The 25,839-nt window shown below is 54.1% G+C and carries 19 protein-coding genes, 4 tRNA genes, 1 rRNA gene and 1 riboswitch; of the genes, 5 read left to right on the plus strand and 19 right to left on the minus strand.

Translation table 11 applies throughout. The annotated features are described in order from the left end of the window. Positions 1 to 2: 2 nt before the first annotated feature. Both hemE and nudC read right to left on the minus strand, forming a co-directional pair. Complete coding sequence (gene hemE, locus S7A_RS17675; protein ID WP_009092650.1) at positions 3 to 1,070, minus strand: uroporphyrinogen decarboxylase; 1,068 nt, start codon at positions 1,068 to 1,070, stop codon at positions 3 to 5. Positions 1,071 to 1,110: 40 nt separating this feature from the next. Continuing rightward, positions 1,111 to 1,881 carry an NAD(+) diphosphatase gene (gene nudC / locus S7A_RS17680; RefSeq protein WP_009092651.1) on the minus strand — a complete coding sequence of 257 codons (771 nt, stop codon included), beginning with the start codon at positions 1,879 to 1,881 and terminating at the stop codon, positions 1,111 to 1,113. Between the two features lie 89 nt (positions 1,882 to 1,970). Between nudC and S7A_RS17685 the strand changes: the two genes are divergently transcribed. The 3 genes from S7A_RS17685 to thiE all read left to right on the plus strand — a co-directional run bounded on the left by S7A_RS17685 (position 1,971) and on the right by thiE (position 5,370). Then, positions 1,971 to 2,477: an Rsd/AlgQ family anti-sigma factor gene (locus S7A_RS17685; RefSeq protein WP_009092652.1), complete on the plus strand. Its 507-nt coding sequence runs from the start codon at positions 1,971 to 1,973 to the stop codon at positions 2,475 to 2,477. 153 nt (positions 2,478 to 2,630) lie between these two features. Then, positions 2,631 to 2,731, plus strand: a riboswitch (TPP riboswitch). 87 nt (positions 2,732 to 2,818) lie between these two features. Then, a complete protein-coding gene (gene thiC / locus S7A_RS17690) occupies positions 2,819 to 4,741 on the plus strand; it encodes a phosphomethylpyrimidine synthase ThiC (protein ID WP_009092653.1) in 1,923 nt (640 codons plus the stop codon). A 2-nt stretch (positions 4,742 to 4,743) separates the two neighbouring features. After that, a complete protein-coding gene (thiE, locus tag S7A_RS17695) occupies positions 4,744 to 5,370 on the plus strand; it encodes a thiamine phosphate synthase (RefSeq protein ID WP_009092654.1) in 627 nt (208 codons plus the stop codon). 193 nt (positions 5,371 to 5,563) lie between these two features. Here the strand turns inward: thiE and S7A_RS17700 are convergent, their stop codons facing one another. Continuing rightward, positions 5,564 to 7,018: a PLP-dependent aminotransferase family protein gene (locus S7A_RS17700; RefSeq protein ID WP_009092655.1), complete on the minus strand. Its 1,455-nt coding sequence runs from the start codon at positions 7,016 to 7,018 to the stop codon at positions 5,564 to 5,566. 174 nt (positions 7,019 to 7,192) lie between these two features. Here S7A_RS17700 and S7A_RS17705 point away from each other — a divergent pair, with 174 nt between their 5' ends. After that, positions 7,193 to 7,375 carry a DUF1127 domain-containing protein gene (locus S7A_RS17705; protein ID WP_009092656.1) on the plus strand — a complete coding sequence of 61 codons (183 nt, stop codon included), beginning with the start codon at positions 7,193 to 7,195 and terminating at the stop codon, positions 7,373 to 7,375. 54 nt (positions 7,376 to 7,429) lie between these two features. Here S7A_RS17705 and rpoC read toward each other — a convergent pair whose 3' ends face one another. The 13 genes from rpoC to S7A_RS17770 all read right to left on the minus strand — a co-directional run bounded on the left by rpoC (position 7,430) and on the right by S7A_RS17770 (position 21,683). Beyond that, positions 7,430 to 11,653, minus strand: coding sequence for a DNA-directed RNA polymerase subunit beta' (rpoC, locus tag S7A_RS17710; protein WP_009092657.1), 4,224 nt, complete (start codon positions 11,651 to 11,653; stop codon positions 7,430 to 7,432). 129 nt (positions 11,654 to 11,782) lie between these two features. Beyond that, positions 11,783 to 15,811 carry a DNA-directed RNA polymerase subunit beta gene (gene rpoB, locus S7A_RS17715; RefSeq protein ID WP_009092658.1) on the minus strand — a complete coding sequence of 1,343 codons (4,029 nt, stop codon included), beginning with the start codon at positions 15,809 to 15,811 and terminating at the stop codon, positions 11,783 to 11,785. Between the two features lie 329 nt (positions 15,812 to 16,140). Beyond that, positions 16,141 to 16,503 (minus strand): 50S ribosomal protein L7/L12, encoded by a 363-nt coding sequence (gene rplL, locus S7A_RS17720; protein WP_009092660.1) that lies wholly within the window; start codon positions 16,501 to 16,503, stop codon positions 16,141 to 16,143. 65 nt (positions 16,504 to 16,568) lie between these two features. Then, positions 16,569 to 17,066 carry a 50S ribosomal protein L10 gene (rplJ, locus tag S7A_RS17725; protein WP_003848098.1) on the minus strand — a complete coding sequence of 166 codons (498 nt, stop codon included), beginning with the start codon at positions 17,064 to 17,066 and terminating at the stop codon, positions 16,569 to 16,571. 366 nt (positions 17,067 to 17,432) lie between these two features. Then, the gene (rplA, locus tag S7A_RS17730) at positions 17,433 to 18,137 is read right to left on the minus strand and encodes a 50S ribosomal protein L1 (RefSeq protein WP_009092662.1); all 705 of its coding nucleotides are present in this window, start codon (positions 18,135 to 18,137) and stop codon (positions 17,433 to 17,435) included. A gap of 3 nt (positions 18,138 to 18,140) precedes the next feature. Continuing rightward, positions 18,141 to 18,569 carry a 50S ribosomal protein L11 gene (gene rplK / locus S7A_RS17735; RefSeq protein ID WP_006121495.1) on the minus strand — a complete coding sequence of 143 codons (429 nt, stop codon included), beginning with the start codon at positions 18,567 to 18,569 and terminating at the stop codon, positions 18,141 to 18,143. Positions 18,570 to 18,717: 148 nt separating this feature from the next. Next, positions 18,718 to 19,263: a transcription termination/antitermination protein NusG gene (gene nusG, locus S7A_RS17740; RefSeq protein WP_003848088.1), complete on the minus strand. Its 546-nt coding sequence runs from the start codon at positions 19,261 to 19,263 to the stop codon at positions 18,718 to 18,720. Position 19,264: 1 nt separating this feature from the next. After that, the gene (secE, locus tag S7A_RS17745; protein ID WP_008927141.1) at positions 19,265 to 19,648 is read right to left on the minus strand and encodes a preprotein translocase subunit SecE; all 384 of its coding nucleotides are present in this window, start codon (positions 19,646 to 19,648) and stop codon (positions 19,265 to 19,267) included. Positions 19,649 to 19,877: 229 nt separating this feature from the next. Next, complete coding sequence (gene tuf, locus S7A_RS17750; protein WP_009092664.1) at positions 19,878 to 21,062, minus strand: elongation factor Tu; 1,185 nt, start codon at positions 21,060 to 21,062, stop codon at positions 19,878 to 19,880. Between the two features lie 108 nt (positions 21,063 to 21,170). Further along, positions 21,171 to 21,246: transfer RNA gene (locus S7A_RS17755), tRNA-Thr, on the minus strand. A gap of 5 nt (positions 21,247 to 21,251) precedes the next feature. Beyond that, positions 21,252 to 21,326, minus strand: a tRNA-Gly gene (locus S7A_RS17760). A gap of 188 nt (positions 21,327 to 21,514) precedes the next feature. Continuing rightward, positions 21,515 to 21,599: transfer RNA gene (locus S7A_RS17765), tRNA-Tyr, on the minus strand. Between the two features lie 8 nt (positions 21,600 to 21,607). Next, positions 21,608 to 21,683, minus strand: a tRNA-Thr gene (locus S7A_RS17770). A 741-nt stretch (positions 21,684 to 22,424) separates the two neighbouring features. Between S7A_RS17770 and coaA the strand changes: the two genes are divergently transcribed. Further along, positions 22,425 to 23,372: a type I pantothenate kinase gene (gene coaA / locus S7A_RS17775; protein ID WP_009092666.1), complete on the plus strand. Its 948-nt coding sequence runs from the start codon at positions 22,425 to 22,427 to the stop codon at positions 23,370 to 23,372. A gap of 43 nt (positions 23,373 to 23,415) precedes the next feature. Here coaA and birA read toward each other — a convergent pair whose 3' ends face one another. The 3 genes from birA to rrf all read right to left on the minus strand — a co-directional run bounded on the left by birA (position 23,416) and on the right by rrf (position 25,674). Further along, a complete protein-coding gene (gene birA / locus S7A_RS17780) occupies positions 23,416 to 24,375 on the minus strand; it encodes a bifunctional biotin--[acetyl-CoA-carboxylase] ligase/biotin operon repressor BirA (protein WP_009092668.1) in 960 nt (319 codons plus the stop codon). Then, positions 24,372 to 25,409 (minus strand): UDP-N-acetylmuramate dehydrogenase, encoded by a 1,038-nt coding sequence (gene murB / locus S7A_RS17785; protein ID WP_009092670.1) that lies wholly within the window; start codon positions 25,407 to 25,409, stop codon positions 24,372 to 24,374. The genes birA and murB overlap by 4 nt, the downstream gene beginning before the upstream one ends. 149 nt (positions 25,410 to 25,558) lie before the next feature. Next, positions 25,559 to 25,674, minus strand: a 5S ribosomal RNA gene (gene rrf, locus S7A_RS17790). Positions 25,675 to 25,839 lie beyond the last annotated feature (165 nt).

Below are 25,839 nucleotides of genomic sequence, written 5' to 3' on the forward strand. Positions count from 1 at the left end.
GATTACTCCTGATGCCAGGGACGTGATAAACGATGCACAGCATCAACAAAGACACCGGCATTTTCCGGTGGCACATCCAGATGAATACCGTGCCCCAGATTAAAGACATGGCCGGTGCCGGAACCAAAGCGCTCCAGAATACCGGCCACTTCCTGCTCAATACGCTCAGGTGCCGCATAGAGCATAGAGGGGTCCATATTGCCCTGCAGCGCAACTTTATCGCCCACGCGACGGCGCGCATCGTCAATGTCGGTGGTCCAGTCGAGACCCAGCGCATCACAGCCGGTGGCGGCCATCGCTTCCAGCCACTGTCCACCGCCTTTGGTGAACAGCGTCACCGGCACGCGGCGGCCGTCATTTTCACGCAGCAGGCCATCAACAATTTTGTGCATGTAGTGAAGGGAGAACTCGCGGTAGTCACGGCCGGTCAGCACACCGCCCCAGGTATCGAAGACCATCACCGACTGGGCACCTGCGCGAATCTGCGCATTGAGATAGAGAATGACGCTGTCAGCCAGCTTATCCAGCATCGCATGCAGCGTAGCAGGCTCGGCATACATCATCTTTTTGATTCGGGTAAACGCTTTGCTGCTGCCGCCTTCCACCATGTAGGTGGCCAGCGTCCATGGACTGCCGGAGAAGCCGATCAGCGGCACCTCGCCATTCAGATTGCGGCGGATGGTGCGAACCGCGTTCATCACATAGCCCAGCTCCATCTCCGGATCGGGCACCGGCAAGCGATCAACGTCAGCGCGGCAGGTTACAGGGTTTGAGAAACGCGGGCCTTCGCCGGTTTCAAAATAGAGTCCCAGTCCCATCGCATCCGGAATCGTCAGGATGTCACTGAAGAGGATGGCGGCATCCAGCGGAAAACGACGCAGCGGCTGCAGGGTGACTTCACAGGCCAGCTCGGCGTTTTTACACAGCGACATAAAATCACCCGCCTGGGCGCGTGTCGCTTTGTATTCCGGCAAATAGCGCCCGGCTTGTCGCATCATCCATACCGGCGTGACATCCACCGGCTGACGTAACAGGGCACGCAAATAACGATCGTTCTTCAGTTCACTCATCTCAACACTCTCTCAATAACAGGCGTGTAGTGTAGCACTTTCACACTTCAGCGCGGCACAGGGCGACGGTATCTTCAATCAGGCGGCGTGCCACGGTGCCGGGTGGAGGCAGCAGGGGAAGGTCATCAAAACGGAACCAGGCCGCATCCAGCAGCTCTTTGCCATCATGCTGCAGATCGCCGCTGTCATACTCCGCCATGAAGGCGGTCATCAGGGATTGCGGAAAGGGCCACGGCTGAGAGGTCACATAGCGCACGTTTTTGACGCGGATGTTGCTCTCCTCCATCACTTCGCGGGCTACGGCCTGCTCCAGCGTCTCACCGACCTCCACAAAGCCGGCCAGCACGGTATAGACCTTGTTGCGATGGCGGGCATGATTTGCCAGCAGGATTTCATCACCACGACGGATAGCCACGATAATGCAGGGGGCGATTTGCGGATAGTAACGCTCACGGCAATGACTGCACAGGCAGGCAAATTCATGCCTGCTGTGATGCATTTCATGGCCGCAGTAGCCGCACCAGCGATGAGAGCGGTAAAACTCCGCCAGCTGCACACCCCGCCCCGCCAGCTGAAACAGTCCGACATCCTGATCGATCAACTGCCGCACGGAGAACATATCGGCAGAGCGTGACGCACAAATCAGCCAGACATTTTCGCCCTGCCACTCTCCGATAAGGCGTGCTTTACTGCCAGTCAGACCAAAATTTTCGGCGTTTCCGTGGGGTAAATCACCTTGTGGCAACCAAAGTTTCTGTTCATGGCTGACAATCCACCATCCAGCGTCTACGCTTGAGATTTCGCATTGCATTTATTTCGTCATCCTTAGCGTCAAATCGTACGCTGAAGCCCTGATGTTAAGTGTGTTGATAAACAACTATAACTCACATGGAGTCAGATATGCTTAACCAGTTAAACGTCCTGGCTGAACGCGTAGGTGGCAGTAATGAGCTGGTCGATTCCTGGCTCGAAGCCCGTCGCCAGCTGCTGGTGACCTATTATCATCTGGTCGGCCTGAAGCCCAACAAAGAAGCCCTGACCCGTCTTGATGAGCAGGCGCTGGACAACTTCTGTCACAGCCTGGTCGATTATCTTTCGGCCGGTCACTTCAGTATCTATGAACGTGTTATCAGTGAAATGAACGGTGACAGCCCGATGATTGCGGCTGCGCAGATCTATCCGCCACTGGAAGCCAACACCGAGCGGCTGATGCAGCTCTATGATGGTCACCTGCAACAGGCGATAGACGATGAAAACTGCATGACTTTCCAGCAGGCGCTTTCAGAAGTGGGCGAAGTGCTGGAGTCGCGCTTCACGCTGGAAGATAAGCTGATCCAGCTGGCATGGGATAATCAGCTGGCTACCCCGCCGGTTGCCAATGACAGCCAGATTGCCCGTCCCGCTTAACCGGTATCACCACCAAAAGGGTTGAGATTATCCACTCGCCCTTTTATGCTGAAGAGGTTCCGAGGCCACTACGCCGACGAACCTTTTTTGTTTTTTGCTGTGAAAAACACGCTTTTTACGCCCGACCTGCCGGTCAGATTAGGGCGTAAAAAGCGCTTCTTGTCGGAGTGCCCAGCCGGGCTGAGACCGTTAATTCGGGATCCGCGGAACCTGATCAGGTTAGAACCTGCGAAGGGAACAAGAGTAAATTTTTACGGTATGCCAGCACTCTTATGCTGCCGATACCGCTACTCCTTCCGAACTCCGGACAAGCATCGTTCCCCCTGAACAGGAAGATTGCTATGTCTGACCCAAAAATGACCCGTCGTGAACAGCGTGCCCAGGCGCAGGAATTTATCGATTCGCTGCAAAGCGGCAGTGCATTCCCCCAGTCCCGTCGCATCTGGATAACCGGCAGCCGTGACGATATTCGCGTTCCGATGCGCGAGATCACGCTAAGCCCGACCCACACCGGTGGCAGCAAAGCGCAGCCGACCTATGAGCCAAACGAAGCGGTGCCGGTTTACGACACGGCAGGTGCCTATGGCGATCCCGCGGCACAGATCGATGTTCATCGCGGCCTGGAAAAACTGCGCGCCCGCTGGATAGCGGAACGCGATGACAGCGAATACCTGCCACAAAACAGTTCCGGCTACACCCAGCAACGGCTGGCTGATGAGGGGCTGGACCATCTGCGCTTCGATCACTTACCGACGCCGCGCCGGGCCTGTGCAGGCCGCCGCGTCACCCAGCTGCATTATGCCCGACAGGGGATCATCACCCCGGAAATGGAGTTTATTGCGCTGCGGGAAAATATGGGCCGTGAGCGGATTCGCAGTGAAGTGCTGCTGCAACAGCATCCGGGCCACAGTTTTGGCGCGCATCTGCCAGCCAGCATCACACCAGAGTTTGTGCGGCAGGAGGTGGCAGCCGGACGGGCCATCATCCCTGCCAATATCAATCACCCGGAATCGGAGCCGATGATCATCGGCCGCAACTTTCTGGTTAAGGTGAATGCCAATATCGGTAACTCAGCGGTCACCTCCTCCATCGAAGAGGAAGTGGAAAAACTGGTCTGGTCGACGCGCTGGGGGGCCGATACGGTGATGGATCTCTCTACCGGCCGCTATATTCATGAAACGCGCGAGTGGATTCTGCGGAACAGCCCGGTCCCCATCGGCACAGTGCCGATCTATCAGGCGCTGGAAAAAGTGAACGGCGTGGCCGAGGCGCTGAACTGGGACGTTTTCCGCGACACGCTGCTTGAGCAGGCGGAACAGGGGGTGGATTACTTCACGATACACGCTGGCGTCCTGCTGCGTTATGTCCCGATGACGGCGAAGCGGCTGACCGGGATCGTGTCGCGCGGCGGATCGATCATGGCGAAATGGTGCCTGTCGCATCATCAGGAGAACTTCCTTTATCAGCATTTCCGGGAGATTTGTGAAATCTGCGCCGCTTACGATGTGTCGCTGTCGCTGGGCGATGGTCTGCGGCCGGGTTCAATTCAGGATGCGAACGATGAGGCGCAGTTCGCTGAGCTGCGTACCCTGGGCGAACTGACCCGTATTGCCTGGGAATATGATGTGCAGGTGATGATTGAAGGGCCGGGCCATGTGCCGATGCATATGATCCGCCGCAACATGACCGAACAGCTCGACCTGTGCGATGAAGCCCCCTTCTACACCCTCGGCCCGCTGACCACCGACATCGCACCGGGCTATGACCACTTTACCTCCGGAATCGGGGCCGCCATGATTGGCTGGTTTGGCTGCGCCATGCTCTGTTACGTCACACCTAAAGAGCATCTGGGGCTGCCGAACAAAGAGGATGTCAAACAGGGGCTGATCACCTACAAAATCGCGGCACATGCTGCCGACCTGGCAAAAGGCCATCCCGCCGCGCAGATCCGCGATAACGCCATGTCCAAAGCGCGCTTTGAATTCCGCTGGGAAGATCAGTTCAACCTGGCTTTGGACCCTCACACCGCCCGCGCCATGCATGATGAAACCCTGCCGCAGGAGTCAGGCAAAGTGGCTCATTTCTGTTCAATGTGCGGTCCTAAATTCTGCTCAATGAAGATTTCTCAGGAGGTACGCGAGTTTGCGGCACGCCAGGATAGCCGCGCTGAACCGGTGGAAGTGGGCATGGCCCGGATGTCAGAGCATTTCCGCAGCCGCGGGGGTGAGCTTTATCACTCTGCCGATGTTATTGAGGAGGAGTAACCATGTCTGCCTTTCCTGCTACCGCCCCGCGCCTGGGGCTCTATCCGGTGGTTGACAGCCCCGCCTGGATTGAACGCCTGCTGACGGCGGGCGTGCGCACGTTGCAGCTGCGCATAAAAGATCAGCCTGATGAGATTGCCGAACCCGCGATTGCTCAGGCGATAGCGCTGGGCAAACGCTACGATGCGCGCCTGTTTATCAATGATTACTGGGAGCTGGCGATCAGACATGACGCCTATGGTGTGCATCTGGGTCAGGAAGATCTGGATGTTGCCGATCTCGCCCGGATTCGCCAGGCAGGATTGCGGCTCGGGATCTCGACCCATGATGATACCGAGCTGGATCGCGCCCTGGCGATCCAGCCCTCTTACATTGCGCTGGGACATATCTTCCCGACGCAGACCAAAGCGATGCCTTCTGCGCCTCAGGGCGTGGAACAACTGAAGCGACACCTGGCACGCCTGACGCACATCCCCACCGTGGCGATTGGCGGTATCTCGATTGCCCGGGCACCGGAAGTCCTGGCAACCGGCGTGGGCAGCATTGCTGTGGTGAGTGCGATAACCCAGGCTGATGACTGGCGTGAAGCCACGCGCACCCTGCTGGCGCTGGCAGAGCCTCACGGATAGCGATTTCCGGAACCTGTCCCGCATCCTGGCGGCAAATGCGGTAACGTTCACCACTTTCCGGGAAAGCGGCGCGCAGAAGCAGAGGCTGAGGGTGGCACCTCCTGAACCGATACTTTAACGTGGCCGTCGTCAGGTGACGGTTATCTGACCAGGGCCGGTTCCCTCCTCTTGCCGGCCCTGCTTCTTCTTCGGTTTAAGCGACATCGGGAGCGGAAGCAGGCGTCTCATGCTGACAGGAGAGCATGGCGCGTTCCACGGCCGCACCCAGCCGTGCCAGCGCCTGTTCCGTCTGATCGGTGATGGGCAGCGCAAAGTTCAGACGCAGACAGTTGCGATATTTCCCCGATGCTGAAAAGAGTGAGCCGACGGCAATCTGGATTTTTGACTCGCGCAGTTCGCGGTTAAGCCGGACGGCGTCAAACGCTTCAGGAAGTTCTATCCACATCATAAAACCGCCCTGAGGACGAGAGACGCAGATACCGCAGGGAAAGTAGTGGCGCACCCAGCAGCTGAAAGTTTCATAGTTGCGGTGATAGATCTGCCGCATCCGGCGCAGATGAGGCTGATAATGCCCCTGGCGGATAAACTCGGAAACGGCATGCTGAGGCTGCGTAGCCGTAGAGCCTGTGACGATATATTTCATGTGCAGCACGCGGTCGCGATAACGGCCAGGTGCCACCCAGCCAACCCGCAGACCTGGCGCCAGCGTTTTTGAAAAGGAGCTGCAGAGCAGAACCCGGCCATCCATATCGAGCGCCTTAATGGCAGGCGGACGGGGATATTCCCAGGCTAACTCACCATAGACGTCATCTTCGATGATGGCCGCATCAAAACGCTGCGCCAGCGCCAGTAACGCCCGCTTGCGCGCCTCAGGCATGATAAAGCCGAGCGGATTATTGCAGTTCGGAACAACGATGACCGCTTTAATGGGCCACTGGTCAAAAGCCAGTTCCAGCGCCTCAAGACTGATGCCGGTTATCGCATCGGTCGGAATCTCAATGGCCCGGATGCCAAAGCCACGCAGGGTTTGCATGATACCGTGAAAAGAGGGCGACTCGACGGCGATGATATCGCCCGGTTCACAGACCGCCCGCACGGCTACCGATAAGGCTTCATGGCAGCCGGTCGTGATAACAATATCATCGGCGGTAAGCTGACAGCCGCTATCGATCGCCAGGCGGGCAACCTGTTTCCGCAGCGCGAGGACGCCATAGAGGGTGTCATAATTCAGCAGACCAGCCTCCTGCTTCTGAGCCTGACGGCTGAAGGCTTTCCACAGCGGCTTCAGGGTCGGCTGGGTCAGATCGGGCATGCCGCTGCCCAGTTGCAGTACGTCATCTTCCAGCCGGCTGTTGAGCAGCTCCAGCACCGCGTCCCACTGCGTCACCTCAACAGGCCGCTGTACGGGACGGGTCAGCGCAGGTACCGGCGGCGTGGCTTTGTGCGACGCCACAAAATAGCCGGAGCGCGACTGCGGGATAATCATCTGCTTCTCTTCCAGCAGGCGATAAGCCTGCTGCACCGTACTGATACTCACCCCATGTTCCGCACTCAGGCTGCGCACAGAGGGCAGACGCTCCCCGCTGCGAAACAAGCCCTGTTCGATACGCTGTGCCAGCAACGTGGCCAGATGTTCATAGCGGGTCATTGTATCCTCTCCTGCCAGCGTGATGATGATCGACCAGTACAGTCAGGCTCCTTTTTTACCATTCAGATCGCGATCTCTTCAATCTGTATGTTAATAAAAGGTGATTTTTGAGTCTGTATCATACAGGTGTATCCCCGGAAAATAGTGCTCAGGCCAATCATTGAGGAAACGATCATGGGATATGATGAAAATCGCGCCGCTAAGCCTTTTGCCGTTACGCCTTACCTTCTGCTCCGTTATCTGTGGCGCAGCTTCAGACGCTGGCAGCTGCGGCGCGAAACGCGCGCTATTCTGTCGAGACTGAGTGACAGTCAGCTGAAAGATATCGGCATCGACCGCAATGACTGGAATGGCTGAATCAGAGACAAAAAAAACCCTGCCGAAGCAGGGTTTTTATCAGGCGAAGGACGATTAATCGTCTTTGCTGCCGCCGAGGCCGGCGTTCAGCAGTTCAGCCAGACTGGCTGAGGCTTCATCCGCAGTCACCTGCGGTGCAGCCGGAACTTCACCCGCCGCTTTACGGCGCATACGATCCTGATGGTATGCATAACCGGTACCGGCCGGGATCAGACGACCCACGATGACGTTCTCTTTCAGGCCGCGCAGTTCATCACGCTTACCTGCTACTGCTGCTTCGGTCAGGACACGGGTCGTTTCCTGGAACGATGCGGCAGAGATGAACGATTCGGTTGCCAGTGACGCTTTGGTAATACCCAGCAGGTCACGTACGAAGGTTGCGCCAACTTTTCCGTTCGCTTCCAGATCACGGTTAGAGATCTTGATGCGAGAGAATTCAGCCTGCTCACCTTCCAGGAAGTCGGTGCTTCCTGCGCTCACGATGGTCGCTTTACGCAGCATCTGACGAACGATGACTTCGATGTGCTTATCGTTAATCTTAACGCCCTGCAGACGATAAACTTCCTGCACTTCGTTAGTGATATAACGGGTCACCGCATGCACGCCACGCAAGCGCAGGATGTCATGTGGAGACTCTGGGCCATCGGAAACCACGTCACCGCGCTCAACACGTTCACCTTCGAACACGTTCAGCTGACGCCATTTCGGAATCATCTCTTCATATGGCTCACTGCCATCCAGCGGCGTGATGACCAGACGACGCTTACCTTTGGTCTCTTTACCGAAGGAGATGATACCGCTGATCTCAGCCAGGATAGCCGGCTCTTTCGGACGACGCGCTTCGAACAGGTCAGCAACGCGTGGCAGACCACCGGTAATATCCTTGGTACCGCCAGATTCCTGCGGAACACGCGCCAGCGTGTCACCGGCACTGATCTTAACGCCATCTTCCAGCTGAACAATCGCTTTACCTGGCAGGAAGTACTGAGCAGGCATATCAGTGCCTGGGATCAGAACGTCGTTGCCGCTGGCATCAACAATTTTCAGCGCAGGACGCAGATCTTTACCGCCTGACGTACGTTCAGCACTGTCCAGCACCACCAGCGAAGAAAGACCGGTCAGATCATCTGTCTGACGGGTAATGGTCTGGCCGTCAATCATGTCGGTGAAGCGAATGAAACCGCCCACTTCGGTGATAACTGGCATGGTATGCGGATCCCAGTTTGCTACGGTTTCGCCCGCTGCAACCTGCTCACCATCACCTTTCGCCATGGTAGAACCGTAAGGAACTTTATAGCTCTCTTTGGTACGACCAAATTCATCGATCATTTTCAGTTCGACGTTACGCGAGGTGATCACCAGCTTACCTGCCGAGTTCGTTACCGACTTGGCGTTGGTCAGCTTGATGGTACCTTTGTTCTTCACCTGAATGCTGGATTCAGCAGCCGCACGTGATGCCGCACCACCGATGTGGAACGTACGCATCGTCAGCTGTGTACCCGGCTCACCGATAGACTGTGCCGCGATAACACCGATCGCTTCACCTTTGTTGATGATGTGACCACGTGCCAGGTCGCGACCGTAGCAATGCGCACACACACCAAAGTCAGTTTCACAACCTACGACCGAACGCACTTTCAGGCTGTCGACTGAGTTCAGTTCCAGCACGTCACACCAGTGCTCATCGAGCAGGGTGTTGCGTGGAACCAGAATGTCAGCCGAGCCCGGCTTCAGAACGTCTTCCGCGGTCACACGACCCAGAACTCGTTCGCGCAGTGGCTCTTTCACGTCGCCACCTTCGATGACCGGGGTCATCATGATGCCTTCGTGCGTTCCACAGTCATCTTCGGTCACAACCAGATCCTGGGCAACGTCAACCAGACGACGCGTCAGATAACCGGAGTTCGCGGTTTTCAGTGCGGTATCCGCAAGACCTTTACGCGCACCGTGGGTTGAGATGAAGTACTGGAGTACGTTCAGACCTTCACGGAAGTTCGCGGTAATCGGCGTCTCGATGATGGAGCCATCTGGCTTCGCCATCAGACCACGCATACCGGCCAGCTGACGAATCTGTGCAGCAGAACCACGCGCACCGGAGTCGGCCATCATAAAGATGCTGTTAAAGGAAACCTGTTTCTCTTCTTCGCCGTCACGGTTAATCACGGTTTCAGTAGAGAGGTTTTCCATCATCGCCTTGGCAACACGTTCGTTGGCTGCGGCCCAGATATCGATGACTTTGTTATAACGTTCACCCGCGGTAACCAGACCAGACTGGAACTGTTCCTGGATCTCAGCCACTTCCGCTTCCGCTTCGGTGATGATTTCCACTTTCTTCTCTGGAATAACCATGTCGTCGATACCGACTGACGCGCCTGAACGGGCTGCGTAGGCGAAACCGGTGTACATGGTCTGGTCAGCAAAGATAACGGTCGGCTTCAGCCCCAGAATGCGGTAACAGGTGTTCAGCATTTTGGAGATCGCTTTTTTACCCAGCGCCTGGTTCACGATGGAGTAAGGCAGACCTTTCGGCACGATCATCCACAGAATGGCACGGCCAATCGTGGTGTCGATCAGGCTGGTTTTAGCGACCCACTCATCCTGCTCATTTTTCTCGTGTTCGGTGATACGCACCTTAACGCGAGCGTGCAGTGAGGCCAGGCCAGCGCGATAAATACGCTCAGCTTCTTTCGGACCAGTCAGTACCATGCCTTCGCCTTTGGCGTTAACACAGTCACGGGTCATGTAGTACAGACCCAGTACAACGTCCTGAGAAGGAACGATGATTGGCTCGCCGTTCGCAGGTGACAGGATGTTGTTGGTAGACATCATCAGCGCACGCGCTTCCAGCTGGGCTTCCAGCGTCAGCGGAACGTGAACAGCCATCTGGTCACCATCGAAGTCGGCGTTATACGCCGCACAAACCAGCGGGTGCAGCTGGATAGCTTTACCTTCGATCAGAACCGGTTCAAAGGCCTGAATACCCAGACGGTGCAGCGTAGGCGCACGGTTCAGCAGAACCGGGTGCTCACGGATCACTTCGTCGAGGATATCCCAGACAACCGCTTCTTCGCGCTCAACCATTTTCTTCGCGGCTTTGATGGTGGTGGCCAGGCCACGCAGTTCCAGCTTGCCGTAAATAAACGGTTTGAACAGTTCGAGTGCCATTTTCTTCGGCAGGCCGCACTGATGCAGACGCAGGTATGGACCTACGGTGATAACCGAACGACCGGAGTAGTCGACACGTTTACCCAGCAGGTTCTGACGGAAACGACCCTGCTTACCTTTGATCATGTCAGCCAGCGATTTCAGCGGACGCTTGTTGGAACCGGTGATCGCACGACCGCGACGACCGTTGTCCAGCAGTGCATCGACCGCTTCCTGCAGCATACGCTTTTCGTTGCGCACGATGATATCTGGCGCAGCCAGATCCAGCAGGCGCTTCAGACGGTTGTTACGGTTGATCACGCGACGATAAAGATCGTTCAGATCTGACGTAGCAAAACGTCCGCCATCCAGCGGAACCAGCGGACGCAGATCCGGTGGCAGAACAGGCAGCACGGTCAGGATCATCCACTCTGGCTTGTTACCAGACTGAACGAACGCTTCCAGCAGCTTGATACGCTTGGTCAGCTTTTTACGCTTGGTTTCAGAGTTGGTTTCGTTCAGCTCTTCACGCAGCTGCTCGCACTCCTGGTCCAGATCCATGTTTTTCAACAGGGCCTGGATCGCTTCGGCGCCCATTTTGGCGTCGAACTCGTCACCGAACTCTTCCAGTGCGTCAAGGTACTGCTCTTCAGTCAGGATCTGACGCTTCTCGAGGTTGGTCATGCCACCTTCGATTACCACGTAAGATTCAAAGTAGAGCACGCGCTCGATGTCACGCAGTGGCATATCCAGCAGCAAGCCGATACGCGATGGCAGTGACTTCAGGAACCAGATGTGCGCAGTCGGCGACGCCAGTTCGATGTGGCCCATACGCTCACGGCGTACTTTAGTCTGGGTCACTTCAACGCCGCACTTCTCACAAATCACACCACGGTGTTTCAGACGCTTGTACTTACCGCACAGGCACTCATAGTCTTTTACCGGCCCGAAGATACGGGCACAGAACAGACCATCGCGCTCTGGCTTAAAAGTACGGTAGTTAATGGTTTCTGGCTTTTTCACTTCACCAAAAGACCAGGAACGGATCATGTCTGGCGAAGCCAGCGCAATTTTGATCGCATCAAACTCTTCGGTCTTAGTTTGCGCTTTCAGAAACTTAAGTAAGTCTTTCACGGATTAGCTCCCGTCGGAGTGAGACTCAGGGGGCGTCCAACCGAAATTGAACGCCCCGTAACCAGTACAATTGCGAGCGCTTAAACCCTGCGCTTTCAGGCGGCGGCGAACCACAGCCTGAAATGGGGGTTACTCGTCTTCCAGCTCGATGTTGATACCCAGCGAGCGAATCTCTTTCAACAGTACGTTGAAGGATTCCGGCATGCCCGGTTCCATCTGATGGTTGCCGTCAACGATGTTTTTATACATCTTGGTACGGCCGTTGACGTCATCAGACTTAACGGTAAGCATTTCCTGCAGGGTATACGCGGCACCGTATGCTTCCAGTGCCCATACTTCCATCTCACCAAAGCGCTGACCACCGAACTGCGCCTTACCACCCAGCGGCTGCTGAGTAACCAGGCTGTAGGAACCGGTAGAACGTGCATGCATCTTGTCATCAACCAGGTGGTTAAGTTTCAGCATGTACATGTAGCCAACGGTTACCTGACGTTCGAACTGTTCACCGGTGCGGCCGTCAAACAGGGTAATCTGACCGGAAGAAGGCAGACCGCCGAGCTGTAATAGCTCTTTGATTTCGCTCTCTTTCGCGCCATCAAACACCGGCGTTGCGATTGGCATACCTTTTTTCAGGTTCTCTGCCAGGCGCAGCACTTCGTCGTCGGAGAAGGTGTTCAGGTCAACTTTCTGACGCAGGTCGCTTCCCAGGTCATAGGCACGCTGGATGAATTCGCGCAGTTTCGCGACTTCTTCCTGCTTCTTCAGCATGGCGTTGATTTTCTCACCAATGCCCTTCGCTGCCATCCCCAGGTGTGTCTCAAGGATCTGACCGATGTTCATACGCGATGGTACGCCCAGCGGGTTCAGTACGATGTCGACCGGCGTACCGTTCTCATCGTAAGGCATGTCTTCGATTGGGTTGATCTTAGAGATAACACCTTTGTTACCGTGACGACCTGCCATCTTATCACCAGGCTGGATCTGACGTTTAACGGCCAGATAAACCTTAACGATTTTCAGCACGCCCGGTGCCAGATCGTCGCCCTGGGTGATCTTACGGCGCTTGCCTTCGAGTTTTTTCTCAAACTCGTGCTTCAGTTCGTCGTACTGCTCTGCCAGCTGCTCCAGCTGGTTTTGTCTGGCTTCATCAGTCAGACCCAGCTCCAGCCAGCGCTCGCGCGGCAGCTTGTCCAGCTTGTCAGCTTCAACGCCACCTGCGATCAGGACGCTCTGGATACGGCTGAACAGGCCCGCTTCCAGGATCTGCAGCTCTTCAGACAGGTCTTTCTTAGCCTGCTTCAGCTGCATCTCTTCGATTTCGAGCGCACGCTTGTCTTTTTCCACGCCATCGCGGGTAAAGACCTGAACGTCGATCACGGTACCTGACACGCCATTCGGCACGCGCAGTGATGAATCTTTTACGTCAGAGGCTTTTTCACCGAAGATCGCACGCAGCAGCTTCTCTTCTGGCGTCAGCTGGGTTTCACCTTTCGGGGTAACCTTACCAACCAGAATGTCACCACCGGTCACTTCAGCACCGATGTAGACGATGCCTGACTCATCCAGTTTAGAGAGTGCAGCTTCACCCACGTTCGGGATATCAGCGGTAATCTCTTCCGGTCCCAGTTTGGTGTCACGCGACACGCAAGCCAGTTCCTGGATGTGGATGGTGGTAAAGCGATCTTCCTGAACCACACGCTCGGAGACCAGGATGGAGTCTTCGAAGTTGTAACCGTTCCACGGCATGAACGCGACACGCATGTTCTGGCCCAGTGCCAGTTCACCCAGATCGGTGGACGGGCCATCTGCCAGCACGTCTCCGCGCTCAACCGGCTCACCCAGAGAGACACATGGCATCTGGTTGATGCAGGTGTTCTGGTTTGAACGGGTATATTTGGTCAGGTTATAGATGTCGATACCGGCTTCGCCCGCGTACATCTCATCTTCGTTAACTTTGATAACGATACGTGATGCATCAACATACTGAACGGTACCACCACGTTTGGCGACGGCAGTAACACCGGAGTCAACGGCAACAGCACGTTCCATACCGGTACCAACCAGCGGCTTATCTGCACGCAGAGTCGGAACGGCCTGACGTTGCATGTTCGCACCCATCAGAGCACGGTTGGCGTCATCGTGTTCCAGGAACGGGATCAGGGATGCACCGACAGAAACCACCTGCTGGGTGGAAACGTCCATGTAGTCAACCTGATCGCGGCTGAACAGACTCGATTCGCCTTTGCTACGGCAGGTGACCAGGTCATCAACAAACGCGCCGTTTTCATCGAGCGGGGCGTTCGCCTGAGCGATAACGTAGTTACCCTCTTCAATAGCAGAGAGGTAGTGGATCTCGTCAGAAACCAGACCGTCGATAACACGACGATAAGGCGTCTCAAGGAAACCATACTCATTGGTCTGTGCATAAACAGACAAGGAGTTGATCAGACCGATGTTCGGACCTTCAGGGGTTTCGATTGGGCAGACACGACCGTAGTGCGTTGGGTGTACGTCACGCACTTCGAAGCCGGCACGCTCACGCGTCAAACCACCCGGGCCAAGTGCAGAGATACGACGTTTATGCGTAATCTCTGACAGCGGGTTGTTCTGATTCATAAACTGTGAAGGCTGGCTTGAACCGAAGAACTCTTTCACCGCAGCCGAAATCGGCTTCGCGTTGATCATGTCCTGTGGCATCAGCGTATCGAGGTCGCCCAGAGAGAGACGCTCTTTAACCGCACGCTCAACACGCACCAGGCCGACACGGAACTGGTTCTCAGCCATTTCACCGACTGAACGAATACGACGGTTGCCGAGGTGGTCGATATCGTCCACTTCGCCTTTACCGTTACGGATGTCGATCAGTTTTTTCATCACTTCGATGATGTCTTCTTTGCTCAGGATACCTGAACCTTCGATTTCATCACGCAGCAGTGAACGGTTGAACTTCATGCGGCCCACGGCAGAGAGATCGTAACGATCTTCAGAGAAGAACAGGTTCTCGAACAGGTTCTCTGCAGCTTCACGCGTTGGCGGCTCACCAGGACGCATCATGCGGTAGATCTCAACCAGTGCGCTCAGGCGATCGCTGGTTGGGTCAACACGCAGGGTCTCAGACATATATGGACCGTGGTCCAGATCGTTGGTGAACAGCGTTTCGATGCGTTTGTGACCCGACTGGCTCAGTTTGGCCAGCAGATCCAGTGACAGCTCCATGTTCGCTGCAACAATCAGCTCACCGGTGCTCTCATCGATGTAGTCTTTAGCAACCACTTTGCCCGCGATATATTCAACCGGAACTTCGATGTGCTGAATGCCATCTTTTTCCAGCTGACGAATATGACGCGCAGTAATGCGGCGACCTTTTTCGACGTAGACGGTGCCGTTCGCTTCGATATCGAAGGTCGCGGTTTCACCGCGCAGGCGCTCAGGCACCAGCTCCATCTGCAGCTTGTTGTCGCGAATTTCAAACACCACTTTCTCAAAGAAGAGATCGAGGATCTGAGGTGTTGTGAACTGCAACGCACGCAGGATGATAGTGGCCGGCAGCTTACGACGACGGTCAATACGGACAAACAGGTTATCTTTCGGGTCAAACTCAAAGTCGAGCCATGAACCGCGGTAAGGGATGATACGTGCGTTATAAAGCACTTTACCCGAAGAGTGGGTTTTACCCTTATCGCTATCAAAGAACACGCCAGGACTACGGTGCAGCTGAGAAACGATAACGCGCTCGGTACCGTTAATAACAAAGGTACCGTTGTCGGTCATGAGCGGAATTTCGCCCATGTAGACTTCTTGTTCTTTAATGTCTTTTACGGTGCCTTCTGGCGCTTCGCGCTCATAGATCACCAGACGCAGTTTCACGCGCAGCGGTGCCGAATAGGTCACGCCACGGATCTGACACTCTTTCACGTCAAAGACAGGTTCGCCCAGGCGATAGCTCACATACTGCAACTCAGAGTTGCCGCTGTAGCTCGCAATAGGGAATACAGAGCGGAATGCAGCTTCCAGCCCGTACTGACCTTCTGGATCTTGCTCGATAAACTTCTGGAACGAGTCGAGCTGGATGGAAAGGAGATAAGGTATGTCCAGTACTTGTGGACGTTTACCAAAATCCTTACGAATACGTTTTTTCTCGGTATAGGAGTAAACCATAGGGTTCCTCAGCTAGCTGACAAGTCGACCCACGCTGTCCGTCCTGACAGGACAGTTCATGCAACACGATTTTGTTTGATTCACTGGCTGCGCGGCAGCAGTGCAATACCTCTTTCTATCACGCTTAAATCATTTCATCGCTTTTGTGAAGGCAGGGAACCCGCACAGGAAAGCGGTATATTAAGTCGTCGATAGAGAAAGATATTGAAGAGTAGCAATGGACAAACAGTGTGAAACCCCATTGAGACCCTGTAGCGCAAAAAGGCTGGTGACCAAAAAGTCACCAGCCATCAGTCTGAAACTACTCAGACTGCAACCCGAAGGTTGTCTTACTTAACTTCAACTTCAGCGCCAGCTTCTTTCAGAGCAGCTTCAAGTGCAGCTGCGTCATCTTTGCTGATGCCTTCTTTGATTACGCCAGTTGCTTCAACCAGGTCTTTGGCTTCTTTCAGGCCCAGACCAGTTGCAGTACGTACGGCTTTGATAACTGCTACTTTGTTCGCGCCAACAGCTTTCAGTACGACGTCGAATTCAGTTTTTTCTTCAACAGCTTCAGCCGGGCCCGCAGCAACAGCTACAGCAGCAGCAGCAGAAACGCCGAATTTTTCTTCCATAGCAGAAACCAGCTCAACAACTTCCATTACGGACATCGCTGCAACAGCTTCCAGAATTTGGTCTTTAGTGATAGACATGACAATTGTTCCTAAGAATCAGAAAAAGTTTATACGTAAGCAGGTACGAAGAAAAGAAAAGGGCCTTAAGCCGCTTCTTTTGCATCGCGTACAGCAGCCAGAGTGCGGACCAGTTTGCCGGCAGCGGCTTCTTTCATGGTCGACATCAGACGTGCCAGTGCTTCTTCGTAGGTCGGCAGAGTTGCCAGACGGTCAATATTGGCCGCCGTGATCAGCTCACCTTCAAAGGCTGCAGCTTTGACCTCAAATTTTGCATTCGCTTTCGCGAAATCTTTGAACAGACGAGCAGCAGCGCCCGGGTGTTCCATAGAATATGCAATCAGGGTCGGACCAACAAACGTGTCTTTCAGGCACTCAAACTGAGTTCCTTCAACGACGCGGCGCAGCAGGGTGTTACGAACAACACGCATGTAAACGCCAGCTTCACGACCTGCTTTACGCAGTTCGGTCATTTTATCAACGGTAACGCCACGGGAATCCGCAACAACCGCTGAAAGCGCACCTTTGGCTACTTCGCTGACTTCAGCAACAATTGCTTGTTTGTCTTGAAGATTTAATGCCATTAGCTTTTGCTCCTGGATTTGACCGGGAAAGGATTTCCCCGGAACTCACTTCACTTACTCACCCAAAAGGGGAAATAAGCGCTCGAACACGGTGAGCAGAATCCAGCTAAGAAAAAATTCTTTTGGTTCTGTCACCGTCTACGCAGGGTATTAAGCGGACTATCCGGAGATAGACAGCTCCTGCGGTCTTGGACGGAGGCCAGGATAAGGCCTGGCTCCAACCTAAATTCTGTGTGACGCAGCAGAATCAGAGGGAAAGGCGTTAAACGCCGCTGTCGCATCTGACTCTCTGGTGTCCTGTTCTGCTAATAACAGAACAACGGGCGTAAGATTCTAGGTGAATTTTTCGCCCGTTTCAAGCAGCAATTAGTTTGCTGTTGCGTTCAGACCAGCCTGGTCAACGGCAACGCCGGCGCCCATGGTGGTTGAAAGGCTGACTTTCTTGATGTACACGCCTTTCGCCTGAGATGGTTTCGCTTTTTTCAGCGCAACCAGCAGAGATTCCAGGTTTTCTTTCAGTTTGTCAGCGTCAAAGTCCACTTTACCGATGGTAGTGTGGATGATGCCGTTTTTGTCGTTACGATAACGAACCTGACCTGCTTTAGCGTTCTTAACCGCTTCAGCAACGTTAGGGGTTACAGTACCGACTTTCGGGTTTGGCATCAGGCCGCGTGGACCCAGAATCTGGCCCAGCTGGCCAACAACGCGCATTGCATCCGGAGAAGCAATAACAACGTCAAAATTCATTTCGCCTTTCTTGATCTGCTCAGCCAGGTCTTCCATACCAACCAGCTCTGCGCCAGCAGCTTTTGCCGCTTCAGCGTTTGCGCCCTGGGTGAAGACAGCAACACGTACTGAACGACCAGTACCGTGTGGCAGAACGGTCGCGCCGCGTACGTTCTGATCAGATTTACGTGCATCGATGCCGAGGTTGACAGCAACGTCAACGCTTTCAACGAACTTGGCAGTCGCCAGTTCTTTCAGCAGAGCAACAGCTTCAGCAATGTCATACTGCTTGGTCGCGTCAACTTTGTCGCGAATTACGGTCATGCGCTTGGTCAGCTTAGCCATTTCTTAGTCCTCTACTACCAGGCCCATGGAACGAGCAGTACCTTCGATTGAGCGAGTCATCGCTTCAACGTCAGAACCAGTCATGTCCGCAGCTTTGGTTTCTGCGATTTCACGTACCTGAGCACGGGTCACTTTACCGACTTTATCTTTGTTCGGCTTACCAGAACCAGACTTGATGCCCGCTGCTTTTTTCAGCAGTACGGCAGCCGGAGGGGTTTTGGTGATAAAGGTAAATGAACGGTCGCTGTATACAGTGATAACAACAGGAGTCGGCAGACCTTTTTCCAGAGATTCGGTCTTCGCGTTGAACGCTTTGCAGAATTCCATGATGTTAACACCCTGCTGACCCAGAGCTGGACCAACCGGTGGACTTGGGTTCGCCATACCAGCTGCAACCTGCAGCTTGACGTAGGCTTGGACTTTCTTAGCCATGATATTTCCTCAATTGGGTTATAGCGCCTTTAAAAGGCTCCCCGTGATAACGATTTATACGCCGTTGCCAGCGCATAAAAACAAAAGGCGCGAAATTGTAGTTAAATTTCGCGCCTGCTGCAACAGCTAAATTGTGAGCGGAAAGAGGTTAACCTTTCTCCACCTGACCGAAGTCGAGTTCAACCGGTGTTGCACGTCCGAAGATGGAGACAGAAACCGTCAGGCGGCTCTTCTCGTAATCCACATCCTCAACCACACCGTTAAAGTCAGCAAACGGACCGTCGTTAACGCGAACCATTTCGCCTGGTTCAAACAGCGTTTTCGGACGAGGCTTGTCGCCGACCTGCTGCAGACGGTTCATGATCGCATCAACTTCTTTATCGCTGATAGGTGCCGGACGGTCAGATGTGCCGCCGATGAAACCCATCACGCGCGGGACGCTGCGCACCAGGTGCCAGCTGGCGTCATTCATCACCATCTGAACCAGTACATATCCCGGGAAAAACTTGCGCTCGCTCTTACGACGCTGGCCACCACGAATTTCAACGACTTCTTCAGTCGGAACCATGACGTCGCCAAACAGCTCTTCCATGTTGTGCAATTTGATATGCTCGCGCAGCGACTGTGCTACGCGGCCTTCAAAACCGGAAAACGCCTGTACGACGTACCAGCGTTTCTTTGGAGCTTCAGACATCTCAGAACCTCAGGCCAGTGATAAACGATACCAGACGGACCAGAATACCATCCAGCCCCCACAAAATCAGTGACATCACGGCGGTAACCGCGGCAACGATTAACGTGGTGTGCAGCGTTTCCTGGCGGGTTGGCCAGATAACCTTACGCATTTCTGTTCTTGCTTCACGAGCAAAAGCCACGGTCGCTTTGCCTTTGGTCGTTAAAAGCGCAATGCCGCCAGCCGCTGCGATCAGTACAACTACGGCTAACGCACGCAGTGGCAGTGACACATCACGATAGAGGTAGTTACCTACAATCGCTGCAAGCAGCAGTAATACGACTACTACCCACTTTACCGCTTCCAGGCCACGCCCGCTCCCTTGAGCTTCGGTATTCGCACTCATAAACCAACCTGCCACAATAATTCAGAAACTATTCTGCCCCGCAGTGCGAGGCGTCCAAACCGAATGAGCTTTTGGGGCGTAACTCGGTATCCAACGCCGCATGACAGAGCCTGTCTCAGCAATGATTATGATCGAAAATCACTGATGAGCCAGGTTCTATGAAACAGCGTGCAAAAAGGGCATCAAATGATGCCCTTTCCGTGTGCATTGCGTCAAACGTTATCGGTAATTATGCGATAACTTTAGCAACAACACCCGCGCCAACGGTACGGCCGCCTTCGCGGATTGCGAAGCGCAGACCTTCGTCCATTGCGATTGGGTGGATCAGGGTAACAACCATTTTGATGTTGTCGCCTGGCATTACCATTTCAACGCCTTCTGGCAGCTCTACTGAACCGGTCACGTCAGTGGTACGGAAGTAGAACTGTGGACGGTAGCCCTTGAAGAACGGAGTATGGCGGCCACCTTCGTCTTTAGACAGAACGTAAACTTCTGACTCGAACTGGGTGTGTGGCTTGATGGTGCCTGGCTTAGCCAGAACCTGACCACGCTGGATGTCTTCACGCTTGATACCGCGCAGCAGAACACCACAGTTTTCGCCTGCCTGACCCTGGTCCAGCAGCTTACGGAACATCTCAACACCGGTACAGGTTGATTTCGCAGTATCTTTGATACCTACGATTTCAACTTCGTCGCCGACTTTAACGATGCCGCGCTCAACACGACCGGTAACAACGGTACCACGGCCAGAGATTGAGAATACGTCTTCGATTGGCAGCAGGAACGGCATGTCGATCGCACGAACCGGATCCGGGATGTAGTTGTCCAGGTGCTCAGCCAGCTCGATGATTTTCGCTTCCCACTCAGCGTCGCCTTCCAGCGCTTTCAGAGCAGAACCACGAACGATTGGAGTGTCGTCGCCTGGGAAGTCGTACTGTGACAGCAGGTCACGTACTTCCATCTCAACCAGTTCCAGCAGCTCTTCATCATCAACCATGTCACACTTGTTCAGGAACACGATGATGTAAGGAACGCCAACCTGACGACCCAGCAGGATGTGCTCACGGGTCTGTGGCATCGGGCCATCAGTCGCAGCAACAACCAGGATCGCGCCGTCCATCTGCGCAGCACCGGTGATCATGTTTTTCACATAGTCGGCGTGGCCTGGGCAGTCAACGTGAGCGTAGTGACGTGAAGCAGTCTCATACTCAACGTGTGCGGTGTTGATGGTAATACCGCGGGCTTTTTCTTCAGGGGTGCTGTCGATCTGGTCGAATGCACGCGCCTGGCCGCCGTTGGTTTTAGCCAGTACGGTAGTGATTGCTGCAGTCAGGGTGGTTTTACCGTGGTCAACGTGACCGATGGTGCCCACGTTTACGTGCAGTTTGTTACGTTGAAATTGCTCTTTAGCCATCGCTAGTCCCTCTAAGACACGGATATATCAATGATATCATCACATTAACCAGGCAATGCCTGACTGCAAGGAAGTTACAGAGAAAATCAGGAGGGAGATTAAAGGAAGTGGTGCTGATACCCAGAGTCGAACTGGGGACCTCACCCTTACCAAGGGTGCGCTCTACCAACTGAGCCATATCAGCACATCTGGAGCGGGCAGCGGGAATCGAACCCGCATCATCAGCTTGGAAGGCTGAGGTAATAGCCATTATACGATGCCCGCATCCTGGAACTCGGCTACCTGTTCTTTCTGTAGCTTGCAGATAACAGAGAATGCCTCTGCTACCTACTGTCCGTCAGCGAAGCTGACCGACGTTGACTTCGCTAACGCTCAGTCTGAATTCAGGGTGAGAAGTGACTCACCTGACAGATAAACAGGCCGTTTATCTGAACCCAACCGCGAGGTCGGGATGGTGGTGGGAGAAGGATTCGAACCTTCGAAGTCTGTGACGGCAGATTTACAGTCTGCTCCCTTTGGCCGCTCGGGAATCCCACCTACTTGATTGGTGCCGGCTACCGGAATCGAACTGGTGACCTACTGATTACAAGTCAGTTGCTCTACCAACTGAGCTAAGCCGGCATCAAGTGACGCGCATTCTAGGAAGGTCGGCGTTCGGATGCAACTAAAAAATCGCATATTTTTTTCTATCGCTTACTATTTGTGCAAATCATCGCAATTTAGTGGTTTTCTGCGGAATATTTGTCCAGCCTGGCCCTTTTTTCTCGACTTTACTCTGGCTTCACTCCCCCCCTGCCCCTCTTTTTACAATGCCTGCCCCCAGTGTTCTTACGCCGGTTATTTCGCTTATTCCTGAAAAAAGATCCTGCCCATCCGCTGACTGACGCTTTTTTCGTCACGTCAGGATGATTTTGGGTTAGAGGCTAAGCTCACAGGCCGATATTTCCATGAAGGCAATATCCCTTTTCTTTAACAGCACCCGGCAGAAGGGTCCGGATGGTGTGCTTATTGAGGGGATATCGCATTCGCTTCCTTACAGGCCTTAATGCGTGGCACTGCCACCGGGACAGGTAACAAGGGTGTTACGCACTATGGGTGGGAAGAAGCCTGTAACGGCTTTACAGGCTCATAGTCTGTTATAAAGTCGTTAATGGCTTGGGTAATGGCGCGTTTTGTGGCTATACCGACGAAAGCGAGATCACAGTTATCTTTTTACTTCTGTTAAAAGCCATACTGGTGATACCCTCCAGCCCATTGTTCTCACTGATAAACCAGCGATTCGTGATTCAAATCACCTGCGTTGTCCTGCTTATCGGATAACACGCCGGTGATAGCAATGAATTTGCGGTCAGATGCATGCTTATGGATAAAACGACTCCCCTGACAACGCCCTACTTAGAATTCACTCGTGAGCAGTGGGCGGCATTACGTGATTCCGTTCCTATGACGCTATCAGAGGAAGAGATTGCGCAGCTGAAAGGCATCAACGAGGACCTCTCTCTGGAAGAGGTGGCAGAGATTTACCTGCCTCTTTCGCGCCTGCTTAATTTCTATATCAGTTCAAATGTGCGCAGGCAGGCTGTACTGGAGCAGTTTCTGGGCACCAACGGGCAGAAGATCCCTTACATCATCAGCATTGCGGGTAGCGTTGCCGTCGGTAAAAGCACGACAGCACGTGTATTGCAGGCATTGCTCAGCCGCTGGCCTGAACATCGTAAGGTGGAATTAATCACCACGGATGGCTTCCTGCATCCTAATGCCGTGCTCAAAGAGCGTGGCTTAATGAAGAAGAAAGGATTCCCGCAATCCTACGATATGCACCGGCTGGTCAATTTCGTCTCAGATTTAAAGTCAGGAGCCAGTCAGGTTACCGCTCCGGTCTATTCGCATCTGATTTACGACGTTATCCCTGATGGCGATAAAGTCATACAGCAGCCGGATATTGTGATTCTTGAGGGGCTCAACGTCTTACAGAGCGGTATGGACTATCCCCATGACCCCCATCACGTCTTTGTTTCTGACTTCGTCGATTTCTCAATCTATGTCGATGCAGAAGAAGATCTTCTGCAAAGCTGGTACATCAATCGCTTTCTGAAATTCCGCCAGGGTGCCTTTACCGACCCCGACTCCTACTTCCATCACTATGCCCAGCTCTCCGAGGCGGAAGCCGTTGAAATAGCGGGTAATCTGTGGAAAGAGATTAACTGGCTCAATCTGCAGGAAAATATTCTGCCGACACGAGAGAGAGCCAGCCTGATTATGACGAAAAGCGGCGATCACGCTGTTGATAAAGTCCGTCTGCGTAAATAACGCCAGTGATAAAAAAGCCTGCATTCATGCAGGCTTTTTTTATTCAGACAGGACGTAACGATATCTCTCCGCCAACCCATGCCTTTATTTCGCCATCCTGTTCCAGTAACAGTCCACCCTGGCTGTCAACACCGCGCGCAATACCGTGCACTTCGCGTTCGCCGATGAGCAACTTAACAGGCCGGTTGATAAAGTTGTCCAGCGCGGCCCAGCGTGTCACAAAGGGCGCTAACCCCTCCTGCTCAAAGAGTGGCAGTGCCTCGCGCAGACGATTAATCAGACGAGCTGCCAGCTCGTTGCGATTCACCGTTACCCCGGCTTCCTGCAGGTTAATCCAGCCCTGATTAATCTGGGAGGCGTCAGCGGTTCGCATTGCCAGATTGATACCTGCACCGATCACAATCTGCGCAGCATCGCCCGTTTTCCCGGTCAGTTCAACCAGGATACCCGCCAGTTTGCGATCGTTAAGATAAATATCATTTGGCCATTTTACCCTGACCTCATCTGCGCCCAGTGAGCGTAATGTCTCCGCCATGATGATACCAATGACCAGGCTGAGGCCCATCGCCGCTGCGGGGCCCTGTTCCAGGCGCCAGTACATCGACATATAGAGGTTAGCGCCAAATGGAGAGAACCACTGACGGCCCCGGCGTCCCCGCCCCGCCTGCTGATATTCAGCAATACAGGCAGCACCAGAAGGCATGTCATGCATGCGCTCCAGCAGGTACTGATTTGTTGAGTCAATCACCGGTATCACCGAGACATTGCCCTGCTCAACCTGCGCGAGAATCGCCTGCTCATCCAGTAGCTGGATTGGCGCAGGCAGACTGTAGCCTTTACCGGTGACGGTATAGACATCAAGTCCCCAGCTTTTCAGTGTCTGGATATGCTTGTTGATGGCAGCCCGGCTCATTCCCAGCGTCTCACCCAGCTGCTCGCCAGAGTGAAACTCGCCGTCAGACAAAATATCGACCAGCTTTAACGGGACATTGTGGTCTTTCATGCGATCACCTCGACGGCATTGCATTCACCCTGTGCCTGAATAAACCGGACTTCAGGCTCAAGCCAGACATCAAATTTCTCTCCTACCCGGGCGCGTACCGCTCTGGCCAGCGCCACGATGTCGGCAGGCAGGGCATTGTCAGCATTGATCAGCACCAGAGCCTGCTGCTGATGAACGGCTGCGCCCCCGATGCGATAGCCTTTAAGCTGGCACTGATCGATCAGCCAGCCCGCTGCCAGCTTCGTTTCACCTTCTGGCATCAGATAGTGCGGCATGGCGGGGAACCGGGCCAGCAGAGCGCTGCACTGCGCCTGCGTCACCACCGGATTTTTAAAAAAGCTGCCGACATTTCCGGTGACTTTCGGATCCGGTAACTTGCTCTGACGCATCTGACATACAGCGTGATAGACATCCCAGGCACTGGCGATGGTCGGATTCAGTGTTTTCAGATCGCCATAGGTCAGGACAGGCTGCCATTGCTTAGGCAGGCATATCCCGACTGCGACGATGACATAGCCTGACTGATAACGATGTTTGAAAATGCTGTCACGATAGCCAAACTCACAGGCTTCACGATCCAGACGTTCTGTTTCGCCACTGTGCAGATTAAGCACATCCACATATTCGCAGACATCTTTTAACTCCACGCCGTAAGCACCAATATTCTGAATCGGTGCCGAGCCGGTCATGCCCGGGATCAGCGCCAGATTTTCCAGTCCGGCGATCCCTTTTTCCAGGGTACTTTTGACCAGCTCATGCCAGTTCTCACCGGCTCCGACATGCAGTTTCCAGCTCTCATATTCATCCTGAATGGTGATGCCTTTAATGCGGTTCAGTACCACAGTTCCGGCAAAATCATCCAGAAAGAGGACATTGCTGCCTTCACCGAGCACAAGGAAAGGCGTTTGATCCTGCTGGCTGGCCTGCCATGCAGCCAGAATGGCGGCAGGCGTCTCAGCGACGATGCGTTTTTGTGTGTGTACTGCAAGCCCAAGTGTATTGTCGGCTTTTAAGGAGGGATGCTGGCTGGACATTTGACGGCCTTAACTGAGTTATCTGGCCGTAGTTTACCGTATCGGAGATGTGTTCTCAGGCAGTTTTCGGGGTCCGAAGGCGGTTTTTCACGATCGGCAGACGTAAAAAAGCCCCGCACGTCAGTGCGGGGCTTCTTCACTTGTATAATGCCTGGCAGTTCCCTACTCTCGCATGGGGAGGCCCCACACTACCATCGGCGCTACGGCGTTTCACTTCTGAGTTCGGCATGGGGTCAGGTGGGACCACCGCGCTAAAGCCGCCAGGCAAATTCTTGGTGCACGGAACGAATCTTTTACGTCATGACCGCGTTGCCATCGCTCAGCCACACCGGTCACATACCTCAGTATGCTCCCGCTGATGTCCTCGCTCTGCGCCTTGTCACGCCGCAAAATCTTTCGTTCCCGCAGATTCTTTAATCCGGTAAACAAA

Origin of the sequence: Pantoea sp. Sc1, from assembly GCF_000255315.1 — a bacterium.
In the GTDB taxonomy this organism is placed as follows: Bacteria; Pseudomonadota; Gammaproteobacteria; order Enterobacterales; family Enterobacteriaceae; genus Pantoea; species Pantoea anthophila.

Bases quoted from the DNA above. Each gene is read 5' to 3' on its own strand.
- hemE (WP_009092650.1), bottom strand. From the start codon at position 1,070: ATGAGTGAACTGAAGAACGATCGTTATTTGCGTGCCCTGTTACGTCAG.
- nudC (WP_009092651.1), bottom strand. From the start codon at position 1,881: ATGCAATGCGAAATCTCAAGCGTAGACGCTGGATGGTGGATTGTCAGC.
- S7A_RS17685 (WP_009092652.1), top strand. From the start codon at position 1,971: ATGCTTAACCAGTTAAACGTCCTGGCTGAACGCGTAGGTGGCAGTAAT.
- thiC (WP_009092653.1), top strand. From the start codon at position 2,819: ATGTCTGACCCAAAAATGACCCGTCGTGAACAGCGTGCCCAGGCGCAG.
- thiE (WP_009092654.1), top strand. From the start codon at position 4,744: ATGTCTGCCTTTCCTGCTACCGCCCCGCGCCTGGGGCTCTATCCGGTG.
- S7A_RS17700 (WP_009092655.1), bottom strand. From the start codon at position 7,018: ATGACCCGCTATGAACATCTGGCCACGTTGCTGGCACAGCGTATCGAA.
- S7A_RS17705 (WP_009092656.1), top strand. From the start codon at position 7,193: ATGGGATATGATGAAAATCGCGCCGCTAAGCCTTTTGCCGTTACGCCT.
- rpoB (WP_009092658.1), bottom strand. From the start codon at position 15,811: ATGGTTTACTCCTATACCGAGAAAAAACGTATTCGTAAGGATTTTGGT.
- rplL (WP_009092660.1), bottom strand. From the start codon at position 16,503: ATGTCTATCACTAAAGACCAAATTCTGGAAGCTGTTGCAGCGATGTCC.
- rplJ (WP_003848098.1), bottom strand. From the start codon at position 17,066: ATGGCATTAAATCTTCAAGACAAACAAGCAATTGTTGCTGAAGTCAGC.
- rplA (WP_009092662.1), bottom strand. From the start codon at position 18,137: ATGGCTAAGCTGACCAAGCGCATGACCGTAATTCGCGACAAAGTTGAC.
- rplK (WP_006121495.1), bottom strand. From the start codon at position 18,569: ATGGCTAAGAAAGTCCAAGCCTACGTCAAGCTGCAGGTTGCAGCTGGT.
- nusG (WP_003848088.1), bottom strand. From the start codon at position 19,263: ATGTCTGAAGCTCCAAAGAAACGCTGGTACGTCGTACAGGCGTTTTCC.
- secE (WP_008927141.1), bottom strand. From the start codon at position 19,648: ATGAGTGCGAATACCGAAGCTCAAGGGAGCGGGCGTGGCCTGGAAGCG.
- tuf (WP_009092664.1), bottom strand. From the start codon at position 21,062: ATGGCTAAAGAGCAATTTCAACGTAACAAACTGCACGTAAACGTGGGC.
- coaA (WP_009092666.1), top strand. From the start codon at position 22,425: ATGGATAAAACGACTCCCCTGACAACGCCCTACTTAGAATTCACTCGT.
- birA (WP_009092668.1), bottom strand. From the start codon at position 24,375: ATGAAAGACCACAATGTCCCGTTAAAGCTGGTCGATATTTTGTCTGAC.
- murB (WP_009092670.1), bottom strand. From the start codon at position 25,409: ATGTCCAGCCAGCATCCCTCCTTAAAAGCCGACAATACACTTGGGCTT.